The organism is Terrisporobacter vanillatitrophus, from assembly GCF_051148895.1.
GTDB lineage: Bacteria > Bacillota > Clostridia > Peptostreptococcales > Peptostreptococcaceae > Terrisporobacter > Terrisporobacter vanillatitrophus.
Genome location: NZ_CP154625.1, coordinates 1,790,554 through 1,804,004, shown reverse-complemented (window position 1 = coordinate 1,804,004; position 13,451 = coordinate 1,790,554). Strand labels below are relative to the sequence as shown.

Here is a 13,451-nt window from a genome sequence, read left to right as displayed (position 1 = left end):
TAAGGATAGCAGAAATTTGTATAATTTTGTACATTTTTATATTCCATTTTATGTACATCTATATAGTATCATTTACATATTTATAGTAATTGTTTTGTTCAAATCCTTATAATTATCTCCTTTTACTAACTGTTTTAAAAGCATTTTTGACATATAGTAAAAAGTTCTCTTTATCATATTATACTGATTTATAAGTTGTATTTCTACATTTATGTTTACATTACTTTCTGTTATAACCCTTATATCTAGTATGCTTAATTTTTCACTGGCTATCAATGATACATCTAAAGTTTTTTCCTCAAACGTGAGACTTTTTATTCTGTCATTGCCTGATGGTTCTAATATTGAGTTTAGGAAACTTATTAGTATTTTCTCATGTTGCTTTACTCCAAATAGTTTTTGAAAGACTACATCGTTTTTGGGGCTTAATAATTTATTCATACGCTCCTCCTGAGAATATTTGTCATATTTATCTTAATTATATACAAGAACGTATGTTTGTATTCAATTTATTATTTAATTACTTTTAATATTTTTTATATCTACTTATGACTTTATACTTAAAAAAGATAGGAGCACATGCTCCTATACCTTGTTTCATAATATATTAAAATTGCGTACTTTAATTAACGTAAAAATACCCCTAGAATCAATGGATTAGATACTAAGGGTATTACCTATTAGTTATTATTATATGGAATACTATCTTCATATAATGTTTCTGGGTCTATATCTGCTTCATTTGGCCATTCTATAGAATCAAAGCTTACTTTAACTGCTTTAAATAAATTTTCATCTTTTAAGTCTTTAAATATCCCCTGATTTAGATATGGGTTCATATCAAATAACTTAACTTCTTTATTTTCAAAAGTTAATATTAATTTATAATTATCTATTGCCTTAACATCTTTAACAGCTAAATACATATAATCACCCCTTACTTTAACGGTTCTATTTTAAATGGTAGTTCACTATTCATAGCTATTTCCCAATTTGCTAATAATTCATCTTGATGTAGTTCTGCCCAAGCAAGAACTAATCTAAGTTGTTTTTTAGGTAATTTACCATCTATTAGTTCACATGTTTTTATATCTATTACAGCAACTTCATTTTGGTAATATGCATGAAAATGTGATGGTGCGTGTTCTTTTGGAGCACAGTACATTCTAATTATTATTCCGTAAAACATACTTATCGTTGGCATTTTAATCAACATTTCCTTATTTAAACTACTTACTATATTATACACTAATGTATTATAATTAAAAACATATCATAATACAATTTACTTTCGCATTATATAACAATTACGAACTTTATTATATTATACATAGTGTTAAATTATTTTCCAATTGTAAAATAACTTCATTTTATTTTATTGTTCCAGAACTTTTCCACATTAACCACTTCATGATTTAATCTGGAGTATTCACCTGCAAATGCCATTACATGACTTTCCACGGAAGTAATTGCACTAGTTTTTACTTCCTTGTTATTTAAGCTTACTGCTTTCACAAATTCCTCCATTAGTTTAAAATCTCCTCCACCGTGACCACTTTTTATCACCTTAGGATGAATTACTGTGTGTTGGTTATCTCCAAATTTATGCACCTCTATTACATTCTTGTGAAAATCCCCACCCACTTCTCCATGGGAAAACATAAGCTTTATAGTTCTTGTGCAATCCTTGGTAAATGCAGATAGGTTGAAAGTAGCAGTTATATTGTCTTCGAACTCCAATATACTTACCATATGATCTACTACGTTATTATCACATTTGTATACACATCTTCCATAGGGACCAGTAGTTATTGCTTTTGCCAAATTTTCTTTTGTAGGATTGGCATCCACTGCATATAAAGATGCATTTAGTACATCATCTTCTAAATATATTTTCTTTGCACTATAAGGACACGCTCTCTCAGCTTTACAGTCTACACATTTATTTGCCATGTTTTCTTTGAAATTTTCTTCTTTCATATGACTTAGGCTTCCAAAGGAAGATATGTATTTGCAACTTTTCCCTGTTAACCATAATAATATATCCATATCATGACAGCTTTTAGCCAATATTAGGGGACTTGTTTCATTGCTATTTCTCCAGTTTCCACGTGTATAGCTATGTGCAAAATGGTAATATCCTATATTTTCATTGTGTTGTATGCTTATAAGGTTGCCTAATTCTTTGCTGTCTATTATTCTTTTTAACTCACTGAAAAAGGGCGTATATCTTAGCACATGACATATCATAAATACTTGGTCTTTGTGTTTTTTTGCAAGTTGTCCTAGTTTGATTACTTCTTCTAGTTTATTTGACATGGGTTTTTCTAGTAGGATATGATATCCTTTTTCTAGTGCAATTTTAGCTGGTTCAAAGTGGGATTCATCGCTGTTGGCTATTATTATTGCGTCTGCTAATTTTGGTTTTGATAGGAGTTCTTCATATGATGTGAATGTATTTTCTTCTTCTGTGTTGTATCTATTTTTAAAGTTGTTTCTTTTTTCTTGGTTTGGTTCTGCTACTGCTACTATTTGTCCTAGGTTTGGGTTTTCCAATAGATAGGGTGCGTAGGCATTCATTCCCCTTGAGCCTGATCCTATTACAGCAACTGATATTTTTTTCATATTATCTCCACCCTTGATTTGTTTTAGAGGTAATTGTTTCCTTCTATTTATATATTCATGTAAACATAATTAAAATGAGGAAAATTTAAGCTTTTAATTAATATTTTCGCCTTAAGTTTTATTTAGAAATTGAACAATTTATTATTCTTATCTAAACTCATTGTCACAATATGGTTGAAATGTGTTTTTTACATTATTGTAAATATTATAATTTATTCTAAAGGAGTATAAATTTTTAAGGATTTATTCCTACTGATATCAAAAGAAGATATAATAGCACTTTTAATTTACATATTAATGATAACTTATTCAAATATAGATTTGACTATGATTATTGGAGGTAAATATGGCTGTAAGAAAAGTTTTTAGAGTAAGTACAAATGATAATATATTAGAAATATCTACGAAATCACCAAATGAATTAGGTGTAAAATTAAGTGCAATTAATATAAATAAAAAAAGGGAGATTTAATATGGAATTAGCAAATAGCACTTGTTATGCCTTTGGCATATCTACAACTTTTATTTATATAGCTTTAAGCATAGTAACTATAGGTGGAGGAGTTTATTTATATAAAAAATTAAAGAATAAAAAGTAATATTTTATTGAACAGAACACCATACTTGTAATTTTAAGATATTGTAAAATAGGATACCAATGCTGGTATCCTATTATTTATATGCTAATTTACCTAATAAAATAGAATTATCATTTTTTAGTTTTTTACTTTGTTGATTTATAGCATTATCCTTGTGTATAGTTTCTATTTTAAGAAAAATCTAATAATAAATACTTCCTAGTGTATAAGTCAGCAAAAATAATATATTTTAAATTTACTACTTATTTTACATAATTTCATCATAAGTACGTATATAAATAGTTTTCATTTCAGTAATTGTCATTGCAATTAATTGTATATTTCCAAGATTAAGCATTCTACCCGTATCTTTATCGTGGTTTATTTTACCAGAGAATCCTGCTGCAATTATTTCATTTACATATTTTTTTATAGCATCATTTAAATTTTCTTCCTCAATCCTTCCTGAGTTAAGTAATTCCACAACTTCTTCTGAAAAATGTATCCCCATTTTGCTTATTCCTCCATATTTTATTTCACTTATTATTATATAGTATTATAGATATGTAATCTACCAATTTATGGAATATACTAATGTTGATATTTTTGTTTGGTAATATGTAACCTTCAATTTGCTAACTATATTATCTCAAATACATTACTTTGAAAGTAACTCAAGTGCATTGGCATATATTTTAGCCAAAGTTATCAGACTATCTATTTTTATATATTCATGATTAGTATGTTCCACAAGTTCCTCTCCTGGAATACATGGACCAAATGCTACTATATTATCAAGGTGTTTTGCATAAGTTCCTCCACCAATTGCAGTAGCAGTACTATCTCCATCGTAAAATTCACTATATACATCTGTTACAGTCTTTATGAGTCTACTTTCCTTACTCACATAAAGTGGTTTTGCATTTTCCACATTCTCTACATCAAATCCTTGTAACTTAGTTAAGAAAGTTTCCAATATTCCTTTATCAGTCTTTGTGCATGGGTATCTTAGGTCCATATGTAGACGAAGTTTTCCATCTACAACATCTATAATGCCCATATTTATTGTTAATGGCCCTGTTTCATCTTCCATATCTATGCCAAGCTCAGCTCCAAAAGTTCCATCACATAAATACTTACGTATAAATGCAAGTTTTTTTCCTTCTTTACCTTCAACAAGATTATTATCTACTAAATATTTAATTAATATGCCAATAGCATTTTTACCTTCATATGGTATGCTTCCATGAGCAGGAATGCCCTTAGCTGATACAATTACGCTTCCATCAGCATTCTCTTTGCATGTAATGTTTTCTGTATCTTTGCACGTTTTTCCAATAATAATAGCTTCAGCTTTATCAGGAACAGCATTTACCACAATTCCACCAGCTATACTCTTAATGTTTGAACCACCTGTCAAATCAAATGGAGTAGTTAGTACAAAACGAAGAATTCCTTTTTCACCATAAATTGCTGGAAAATCAGCATCTGGTGTAAATCCGTAAATAGGTGCTTTTTCTCTTTCATTATAATACTCCATATCTTCACTACCTGATTCTTCATCACATCCAAAGATAATTCTAATTTTCTTAGAAGGCTTAAACCCAGATTCTTTAAGTGCTGCTAATGCAAACAAGGCTGCATTTATAGGTCCTTTATCATCAACAGTACCTCTTCCCCATAATTTATCATCAACTATCTCACCAGAATAAGGTGCATATTGCCATCCTTCTCCCTCTGGAACTACATCTAAATGACCAAGAGCACAAACGTATTCTTCCCCTTCACCATATTCTGCATATCCATAATAATTGTCTACATTGGTTACTTTAAACCCTAGTTTTTCAGCAATCTCAAGTTGTTTATTAAGGGCTTTACATACTCCTTCACCAAATGGCATTCCTTTTTTAGGTATATCTTTTACACTTTTAATTTTAACCATATCTTGTACGGCTTTGATTAATTCTTTACTGTTTTTTTCAACTATTTCATTTAATTTATTATTCATTTCTTATGCCTTCTTTCATAAAATAATCATATTTTATTTCATTTAATAAGTATTTTTATCTTTCTTTTTGTATAACTTAAGTGAAATTCTTATAATAATAAATGCTGCTCATAGGTATTATGTTAGCTATTGTATAATAAAATACAATTTATTATAGTTCTCAATCTAGTCAAAAGTCAATGGAATGGCATTTTTAGCTTTTATACTTAAAATATTTTCCCAGCTTCTTTTACATCACTAAAAAACACATCCATCTGCTTACTAAGTAAATGGATGTGTTTTTTATGTTACTTTACTAAACTACTCTCAAGTTCGTATTATCTTAATATTGTTCACTTATAATTAATTTTTTCTCCATTATAAATGATATTTGTCTATTTTATATTAATTATAATTTTTTACTTCTTCACACATTTTCAATATTATTTCTATATTCTCTTTAGTAAAATCTATATCTGCACATACATCTATAATCATATTATCATATACCAAAATACGCTCTGTAAAATCAGTAATATATAATTTTTTAGCCTTCCAATATTTCAATTCTTCTCCATGATTAAATTCTTCTAAATTATAAAAGTAACTTCTTTGTTTATAAATACTTTTAAACCCTTTTTCTAAGACCCAATTATAATCGCTTGTAAAAATTTCTATGTTCATATAAGCTTGTGTATCCGTAGTCACAGCACCATTTTCTTCTTTTTTATTATATATACATTCCTCTATACTAATATTTTTACCTAAGAAACTCGAAGATACAGTTAAGCTATTCTCAGATTTGCCTTTAACCTCTTTATTTAAATCTGTTAATTTTATGGGAATATCAGTATTTGATATTGTCTTGTATCCATAATCATTAAATCCTGTAGTAATTACACTCAACACTAAAACTATTGTTATCATTGATAATATCTCAATGGTTGCTATGTGAGCTTTTAATTTAATTCTTTTTATGGGAATTGTATAAATTGATTTTTCACTAGAGTTGTCAATTTTGAATTTAGTATATGAGTAGATATTTTCTATAATTTCAATGAATAAACAAATTATTGCAATAATTAATAGAATAAATGTTGTTAACATAACTTTTGAACATACAGTATCAATAAAAAAGTTTGCATATAATTTATAAGCTTGAAAACAAAATAGTGGAATTAAAAAAAATAAAGTTATGATTCTAAATAAATCATCTTTTGCAAACTTTCTACCTGTTTTGCTTTCAGATTTACACTTTTCAAATATTAGATTTTCATTATTTTTACATTTTAACTCCCAATTAAATTTTTTCATTTTAGTTACATATCTTTCTACGGAATTTTTTATTTTCATTAAATCACTCCTTGAATTTAACATATATAACTATATTGTATCACAATAATTGTATCTATCTTTTAATGTTAAAGTATCTTCTAAAGCAGATATTTTTGTAAACATACCAAATAACCATAATATTTACTTCGCATTATATAACAATTACGAACTTTATTATATTATAATACTAACATAATTTACACATTCTATTTAGACAGCCCCTTTTTATCACTAATAATTAAATTTTCTCAAGTGAATTCTTTATCTCCGATTGATATATTCCTCCATGATAACATATTACTTTATCAATATTATAATTTAGTAATTTATTTATAGATTTTTTAGCCTCTCTCATATTTAATGTATACTGTGGATTTGCAATGGCTAGTTTTTCATCCTCTATCACTAAAGCATCTCCTGCTATCAATGTTCTACTTTCCTTTACATAAATCGATATGTGTCCTGGCATATGACCTGGCGTTTCAATTATCTCTATACCACCACACCAGTCGAATGTATCACCATCGTTTAAGGTTATATCTATATCAACATTATCTATTGATTCTAATAATTTATGAAAATTAAGTGCTCCCTCTTTTAGTTCTTCTGGCAAATTATCATATATTGACTCGGCTTGTTGAAGTCTTAAAGACTTTTCTTTTCCACTAATATATTTTTCATCTTTTAATGAAGCTAATATCTGAATATTTGGATACTTTGACTTTAAATCAGCTGCTGATCCCATATGATCAAAATCATGATGAGTTATGATTAACTTTGTCAAATTACTTAAATCTATATTATTTTTAGTTGCACATTCTTCTATTGATGTTAAAAAATCAGGATATCCACAATCAATTAAAATCATTTCTTTATCATCACTTAATATAACTGGGTATATTGTATCTATCATTCCATTAAATTCAAAATTAACTTCTAGTACATTTAATTTATTCATCTTAATCCCTCCATAATTAATAATCTTTTTTCTATAATCATTTTTGATTTATTAAACATTTACACACTTCCTTTTTTAATTTATATTATCATAAAATTAAAAACCATATTGACTACTTCATCAATATGGTTTTCGTGGATTTGAATGGTGGAGATAATTCACAAGAATCATACCCACAATTCCATATAATCTTAATATTATTTTTAAATACAATAATGATACTTCTTAAGATAATTAGGTTGACATATTCTCATATAAAGATATTGATTAATCATTCTTCAAACCTATACGAGAAGCGATTATAGTAACAACACTTAAAATAATAAATATCATAAAACCGTATTTATAACCATGTACCATATCAGAATTATTAGACATAATTACAAATCCTATTAACAAGTTTATAAGGCCACTTCCAACAAACTCAGATGTATTGACTATACTAGTTGATACACCAGAATATTGTTGTTTATTTTTATATTTAACATCATTAAAAGCTTGTAAATGAGACATATTAATACTTCCAATTACAAAAAAGGCCACAGGTAAAATTATTATAGGTGGTTTTACATTACATATAAGTATTATAAATATCCAAACCACTAAATTTATAGTTGCCCCTATTTCTATAATTCTAAATTTACTGCCCTTAACTTTTTTAAATAAAAAATCCATTATCATTGAACCAAATACAAATCCATATGCAAAGAATGAAACAATAAATGCAGCCATACTTTTACTTACACCATATACATCCATAATATAAGATATTCCCCATAAACTAGTAAATGCAGTGGAAATACCTACTAATGAAAACATAATTGTAGAATTGTACCATGTGGCTTTATTTTTTAATACAGATCCTAAACCTTCTAAAATATTTATTTTTTCATCATCATCTTCATCTTCATCATTTATCAATTCAAATCCTAAATCAGCAGGGGTATTTCTTATTATTAAATAAATAGATATACCTGCTATAACAGTTAAAGTTCCAATTAAAATAAAAGAGTTTCTCCAACCTATTAATTGATTTAAAAATACTAAAGGAAATGTTGCCAACACTGAGCCTAAATTACCTATAAATGAAAACTTAGCCGTTGCAGAGGAGAACTCTTCTTTTTCAAACCAACTTCCTTGTATTTTGAAAAGTGATAACAAAATAACAGAACCTCCTGCACCTACCATTAATCTAGATATATATGCAAGTATTGGTGTTTGTATAAATCCAAATAAGATGGCTCCAATTCCAGCAGTTATAATACCTATACTAGCAATCTTTCTAGTTCCATATTTATCTATAAGTAGTCCTGATGGTATTTGCATAAATGCATATGCATACAAAGCCATAGATACTATGTTAGATATTTGTACTGAATTAAATCCTAATTCCTTTGACATATTATCTGATATTACTGCTGTTGACATTCTAAGAAAAAGCACTAGTATAAATGAAAAAGTTAAGATACTCCACATACTCCATTTTATTTTGTTATAATTTTTACATTTATTTACAACTACTATAATCTCCACCCCATTTTTCTGTTTATTTTTCAATATGTAAGAATTTTCACTTTTAATTATAGTACATATTGTAATTTTTTTCATATAATTATAAGCGAAGTTTTGAGGACTTATGTTAAAAACTTTACTTTGGATATTAGTTATTAAGCTAAAGCTAAACATTAGAAATGGTAAGTTAATCTCAGTGAAAAATATAAGTAATGAGTTAGATGGATGCAGAGGAAAATAATAAAGGTTTTTGAGTCCACTTTTCAGATATATCCATCGTAGCCAAGTATAAAGAATTAGTTGTTTATGGCATTAAAAATACAGCTCTCTTTCAAGCTGTTCGTTCCTATCCTCCAAGGGGATAGGCTATGGTTGTTCTCCGTTAAACCTATACTCTATGTAATTGGATATTCATAGATTGTATTCGATTACACGGAGACATTAAATGGCTTGTTCCGTATAAAATTCATCTTTGTTTAATACGAATATATCTTGTATTATTTTAATACTTTATCTTTTTAATAAACAATATTATATCCCTAAGCGATTTGAATACCTTTTAAATGAGCTCTTCCTACCACATGTTCATTAAGCAATGGTAATACTTGTTCAAAATTCACATACTTTTGGTCTATGTCAATAGTTTTATTCAATGCATACAAATGAAATAAATAATTATGTTTTCCATGCCCTGGAAAAGGTCTTGGTCTCTGATATTCTACTCTTCCTTTCCTGTCAGGTATATACTTTATGCTTTCGTTCTCAGCTACTAGTATTCCTTCTGAAAGACTGCATATCCCCGGTTCAAAAAAAGCTATCATATGTAAATTAGGCTCTTTAAACGGAGCATCTATATCTTCCATTACTAACATCAGCTGCTTTGTTCCTATAGGTGGAGTCGTCCACCTTAGTTCTGGTGATAGATTTTCACCTCCAATAAGTTTCGTGTATTTTACAGGTATTTTACCTCCATCCTTAAAAGCAGGGCTTGATAACTCAAAAACGATAGCAACTGAGCCACTGCGTGTCTCAGAATTTCCCCCGGCAGGTTGTGCATAAACTACACATTTATATATGATAGGTGAATTAGATTGTAAAAATAAACATTTAATTCACCTATTATTTTATCTAAATTACTAAATAAAGACTCTATGAGTGCTTTAACACCTAGAATATTAATCACTCTTTTCAAATTGTATGAAAAGAAGGCAAGACTAACTTCACCCTTGACTTTGGTCAAATTTCGAAGTAATAAATAAGTAAAATTCATACTTCTTTTAATCGTTCCAAAGGGGTGTTCTACTATAGATTTTCTTTGTGAATATTTATTTTTATCATTTTCAACTCTGGAAATTAAGTTATCAACATTATCACTAAACTCATTTCTAAAAATTGATCTACCCGATTTAGCTTTTGTACATTTACATCTATTGACACATTCATTACATGCATCACTATTTCTATATTCTTTCTTTTGTGCGTCAGCTTTCTTTGTTATTAGAAATAAAGTTTTTCCTTCGGGACAGGTATATGTATCACTATCTTTATTATATTTAAATTTATGAGTAAAATATCTACTATCTCCAATTTGATTGGAATATACAGGTTTAGATACATATGTTACTATATCCGCATCATCACATTTAGCTATATCACTACTATCAAAGTAACCTTTATCAGCTAGTGCTTCTAGTATATCAACATCATAAATTTCTTTTGCCTTGCTTGCCATATTATATAATTGACCTTGATCTGCAGAAAAATTACTTACCTCAAATGTAGTTATTAACTTATTTTTAGCATCAACAACAGCTTGAACATTGTATCCCACATCAGTACCTTGATGGGCACCAAATTTTACTGTTCTTGCATCTGAGTCTGTTAAATTAATTTCATTTTCTCCTAATTCATCCATTTTATTTTCTAATTCTAGATAGTAATCTAATTTTTCAGTTTGCTTTTTTATATTAGCTCTAATCTGATTACATTGCTCTTCATAATCATCCTCTGATTTATCTATCATACTCATATCATGGAAATATTCTTTTACATTTGATTTAACAATTTCTTTCATTTTATCCAATTTGTTTCTACTATAATGTTTTCTTTTTGATGCTGATGCTTCTAGCTTTGTACCATCTATTGCTATTAGTTCTTTTCCGTATAATCCTAATTCCATGCAATAAAGTACAAAGTTATTGAATAATCCTTCTAATGCATCTATATTATCTTTTCTAAAATCACTTATTACTCTATATTTAGGTTTTAAATCCTTTAATAACCATATAACCTCTCTGTTTATTATGCAGTTTTGGGCTAATTTACGAGATGATCTTATACCATTGAAATATCCGTAAGTATATAACTTTAATAAATCTCTTGGATTAAATGCTGGCCTTCCAGTTGTATTGTTCTTTGCAACTTTGAACCCTAATGACTCTATATCCATTTTATCAATTATTGCATCTATAACTCTTACTTCGCTCTCTTCTTCAACGTAAGATTCTATAGATTCCATTCTGATTTGTTCTCTTTTTTCTCCTTGGATATAGTTCATGATATTTTCCTCCCTAAAATATGATATTTATACTGTGATAGTAGCATATTTAGGGACTTTTCGCACAACCTGCTGGGGGTCTTACAATGACGAAGTCATTGTTGCTAAATTTGTTTATAAAGTTTATTCTTTCCTCATTTCATAATCTTCTTCCACTCTGCTCTTCCAACTTGTATCTACAACCCCATTTACTCTACAGTTTGAAATTACAGAGTTCATAACTTCATAAGTAATCTGTGTGCCAACTTCATCACTTACATAATTAGAGGCAAATTCTTCTGATATACCAAAATTTCTAGCTGTTGAAATTGCATCTATATTTGCTCCTAAAAATAAGAATTGCCAATTATACTTTTCTTTTTCATAAGTAATCATTTTTTTAATCTTTTCATAAGAATACTCGTTACTAGCATTTTCATATCCATCTGTAGTTATAATAAACAAAACATTTTTAGCTTTTTCTTCTTTTTTATTTTTCTGCACATTTATCATAAAATTAATAGAATGACCTATGCCATCTAAAAGAGCCGTACATCCCCTTACATAATAATCCTTACTTGTAATGTTTTTAATTTCTTTAATATTAACTCTTTTGTGTAACATTTCTATTTTATCATCAAACAAAACTGTAGTAACATTGGCTTCTCCATCTTCTTCTCTTTGTTTCTTAAGCATTGAGTTGAATCCACCTATGGTGTCATCTTCCAGACCTGACATTGACCCACTTCTATCTAATATAAACACAACCTCTGTTAAATTATTTTCCATAAAAAATACCTCCTTGAAATATATTCCATATTAAAAATTTATAACTAACTTTTATCTTTAAATATAGAATACTTTTTTTAAGGAGATACTTGGTCGCTTTAAAAGCGACATATATTTTTAGGTTGCTAATAAAGGCTGTTCAAAAGAGAACAAAGCTTCATTTATTATGAATATATCATAGTTTTTGTTTTTTATAAAATACTCTACTATTAAATCAAACTTGTGACTTGGAGATAAGGTATATCCCGCTTTTGCTAATAAATCCTTCGTTTCATCCAGAGATAGTTCTAGACCTATAGCCAAGGATAAAGCTGTTGATTTTTTAGGATTATAGTCTTTATTACTTCGTATTTTAGAAAATAATTTTCTATCCATATTAGCTTTTTTATAAACTTGTACATCAGTTTTTCCTTTTTCATCAATAAGTCTTAATAACATTTGTGAAAAACTTTCATCAATATTATCCAAAATATTTTCTAAGGATCTCTTATTAAAAGATATTATTTTATTTGTTGATTTCTCTATATAACAATCATTATGAGAAATTTCTTCCATTTCTATTATATCTCTATCTCTTAATCTATAATCCTCATCTTCATAAAAATCATCAATATAATGTTGAATTCCCTCATATAATTCTTCACTTAAATGTACAGCTTTTCTATCAAAAACTACAAGATAAATATCCATATCATTGTCAGTTAAAAACTCTTTAATAGTTGAAACCGCTATATTTAATGCTTCTTTTTTGGGATATCCATAAATACCAGAAGATATTAAAGGAAATGCTATGGACTTCAAATTATAATCCTTTGCCAGCTTCAATGATGTTTCATATGCACTTTTAAGAAACTTAGCTTCATTTGAATTTCCATCTTTATATATAGGTCCTACAGTATGAATAATATATTTGGCTTTAAGATTATATCCCTTTGTAATAACAGCATGACCTACTGGACAGGGCCTTATTTGTTCACACTCTTTTTGTAATTGTGTCTCACCTGCTGCCTTAAAAATTGCACCACAAACTCATCCACCCATTCGAAGTTTAGAGTTGGCAGCATTTACTATGGCATCTGTATTCATGTTTGTAATGTCATTATGTAAAATCTGAAATGGCATTGTACTACC

At 28.0% G+C, this 13,451-nt stretch carries 15 protein-coding genes; 2 read left to right on the top strand and 13 right to left on the bottom strand.

What is annotated here, in order from left to right; genetic code table 11:
- Window positions 1-72: 72 nt before the first annotated feature.
- From TVTCOM_RS09065 to TVTCOM_RS09050, 4 genes are all read right to left on the bottom strand, one after another.
- Window positions 73-441 carry an Rpn family recombination-promoting nuclease/putative transposase gene (locus TVTCOM_RS09065; RefSeq protein WP_434799503.1) on the bottom strand — a complete coding sequence of 123 codons (369 nt, stop codon included), beginning with the start codon at window positions 439-441 and terminating at the stop codon, window positions 73-75.
- A 239-nt stretch (window positions 442-680) separates the two neighbouring features.
- A complete protein-coding gene (locus tag TVTCOM_RS09060; protein WP_228108138.1) occupies window positions 681-926 on the bottom strand; it encodes a DUF2442 domain-containing protein in 246 nt (81 codons plus the stop codon).
- A gap of 11 nt (window positions 927-937) precedes the next feature.
- Window positions 938-1,189: a DUF4160 domain-containing protein gene (locus TVTCOM_RS09055; protein WP_434799502.1), complete on the bottom strand. Its 252-nt coding sequence runs from the start codon at window positions 1,187-1,189 to the stop codon at window positions 938-940.
- Window positions 1,190-1,365: 176 nt separating this feature from the next.
- Window positions 1,366-2,625, bottom strand: coding sequence for a Gfo/Idh/MocA family protein (locus tag TVTCOM_RS09050; protein ID WP_434799501.1), 1,260 nt, complete (start codon window positions 2,623-2,625; stop codon window positions 1,366-1,368).
- Window positions 2,626-2,971: 346 nt separating this feature from the next.
- On the opposite strand from TVTCOM_RS09050, the gene TVTCOM_RS09045 reads away from it, so the two are divergent.
- Window positions 2,972-3,097 (top strand): DarT1-associated NADAR antitoxin family protein, encoded by a 126-nt coding sequence (locus tag TVTCOM_RS09045; protein ID WP_434799500.1) that lies wholly within the window; start codon window positions 2,972-2,974, stop codon window positions 3,095-3,097.
- A gap of 1 nt (window position 3,098) precedes the next feature.
- Window positions 3,099-3,224 (top strand): QVPTGV class sortase B protein-sorting domain-containing protein, encoded by a 126-nt coding sequence (locus tag TVTCOM_RS09040; RefSeq protein WP_434799499.1) that lies wholly within the window; start codon window positions 3,099-3,101, stop codon window positions 3,222-3,224.
- A gap of 247 nt (window positions 3,225-3,471) precedes the next feature.
- On the opposite strand, the gene TVTCOM_RS09035 is transcribed toward TVTCOM_RS09040, so the two are convergent.
- From TVTCOM_RS09035 to TVTCOM_RS08995, 9 genes are all read right to left on the bottom strand, one after another.
- Complete coding sequence (locus TVTCOM_RS09035) at window positions 3,472-3,714, bottom strand: hypothetical protein (protein WP_434799498.1); 243 nt, start codon at window positions 3,712-3,714, stop codon at window positions 3,472-3,474.
- Between the two features lie 147 nt (window positions 3,715-3,861).
- Complete coding sequence (pepV, locus tag TVTCOM_RS09030; protein ID WP_434799497.1) at window positions 3,862-5,211, bottom strand: dipeptidase PepV; 1,350 nt, start codon at window positions 5,209-5,211, stop codon at window positions 3,862-3,864.
- Window positions 5,212-5,595: 384 nt separating this feature from the next.
- Complete coding sequence (locus tag TVTCOM_RS09025; protein WP_434799496.1) at window positions 5,596-6,543, bottom strand: hypothetical protein; 948 nt, start codon at window positions 6,541-6,543, stop codon at window positions 5,596-5,598.
- A gap of 220 nt (window positions 6,544-6,763) precedes the next feature.
- The gene (locus TVTCOM_RS09020) at window positions 6,764-7,483 is read right to left on the bottom strand and encodes an MBL fold metallo-hydrolase (protein WP_434799495.1); all 720 of its coding nucleotides are present in this window, start codon (window positions 7,481-7,483) and stop codon (window positions 6,764-6,766) included.
- 267 nt (window positions 7,484-7,750) lie between these two features.
- Window positions 7,751-9,091 carry an MFS transporter gene (locus TVTCOM_RS09015; protein ID WP_434799494.1) on the bottom strand — a complete coding sequence of 447 codons (1,341 nt, stop codon included), beginning with the start codon at window positions 9,089-9,091 and terminating at the stop codon, window positions 7,751-7,753.
- A 443-nt stretch (window positions 9,092-9,534) separates the two neighbouring features.
- Complete coding sequence (locus tag TVTCOM_RS09010) at window positions 9,535-9,933, bottom strand: YbhB/YbcL family Raf kinase inhibitor-like protein (RefSeq protein WP_434799731.1); 399 nt, start codon at window positions 9,931-9,933, stop codon at window positions 9,535-9,537.
- 122 nt (window positions 9,934-10,055) lie between these two features.
- Window positions 10,056-11,552 (bottom strand): IS1182 family transposase, encoded by a 1,497-nt coding sequence (locus tag TVTCOM_RS09005; protein WP_434799493.1) that lies wholly within the window; start codon window positions 11,550-11,552, stop codon window positions 10,056-10,058.
- A gap of 123 nt (window positions 11,553-11,675) precedes the next feature.
- On the bottom strand, window positions 11,676-12,320 hold the full coding sequence (locus TVTCOM_RS09000; protein WP_434799492.1) for a vWA domain-containing protein: 645 nt from the start codon (window positions 12,318-12,320) through the stop codon (window positions 11,676-11,678).
- A gap of 117 nt (window positions 12,321-12,437) precedes the next feature.
- On the bottom strand, window positions 12,438-13,289 hold the full coding sequence (locus tag TVTCOM_RS08995; RefSeq protein WP_434799730.1) for a macro domain-containing protein: 852 nt from the start codon (window positions 13,287-13,289) through the stop codon (window positions 12,438-12,440).
- Between the last annotated feature and the right edge of the window lie 162 nt (window positions 13,290-13,451).

Bases quoted from the DNA above. Each gene is read 5' to 3' on its own strand.
- TVTCOM_RS09065 (WP_434799503.1), bottom strand. From the start codon at position 441: ATGAATAAATTATTAAGCCCCAAAAACGATGTAGTCTTTCAAAAACTA.
- TVTCOM_RS09060 (WP_228108138.1), bottom strand. From the start codon at position 926: ATGTATTTAGCTGTTAAAGATGTTAAGGCAATAGATAATTATAAATTA.
- TVTCOM_RS09055 (WP_434799502.1), bottom strand. From the start codon at position 1,189: ATGTTTTACGGAATAATAATTAGAATGTACTGTGCTCCAAAAGAACAC.
- TVTCOM_RS09050 (WP_434799501.1), bottom strand. From the start codon at position 2,625: ATGAAAAAAATATCAGTTGCTGTAATAGGATCAGGCTCAAGGGGAATG.
- TVTCOM_RS09045 (WP_434799500.1), top strand. From the start codon at position 2,972: ATGGCTGTAAGAAAAGTTTTTAGAGTAAGTACAAATGATAATATATTA.
- TVTCOM_RS09040 (WP_434799499.1), top strand. From the start codon at position 3,099: ATGGAATTAGCAAATAGCACTTGTTATGCCTTTGGCATATCTACAACT.
- TVTCOM_RS09035 (WP_434799498.1), bottom strand. From the start codon at position 3,714: ATGGGGATACATTTTTCAGAAGAAGTTGTGGAATTACTTAACTCAGGA.
- pepV (WP_434799497.1), bottom strand. From the start codon at position 5,211: ATGAATAATAAATTAAATGAAATAGTTGAAAAAAACAGTAAAGAATTA.
- TVTCOM_RS09025 (WP_434799496.1), bottom strand. From the start codon at position 6,543: ATGAAAATAAAAAATTCCGTAGAAAGATATGTAACTAAAATGAAAAAA.
- TVTCOM_RS09020 (WP_434799495.1), bottom strand. From the start codon at position 7,483: ATGAATAAATTAAATGTACTAGAAGTTAATTTTGAATTTAATGGAATG.
- TVTCOM_RS09015 (WP_434799494.1), bottom strand. From the start codon at position 9,091: ATGAAAAAAATTACAATATGTACTATAATTAAAAGTGAAAATTCTTAC.
- TVTCOM_RS09005 (WP_434799493.1), bottom strand. From the start codon at position 11,552: ATGAACTATATCCAAGGAGAAAAAAGAGAACAAATCAGAATGGAATCT.
- TVTCOM_RS09000 (WP_434799492.1), bottom strand. From the start codon at position 12,320: ATGGAAAATAATTTAACAGAGGTTGTGTTTATATTAGATAGAAGTGGG.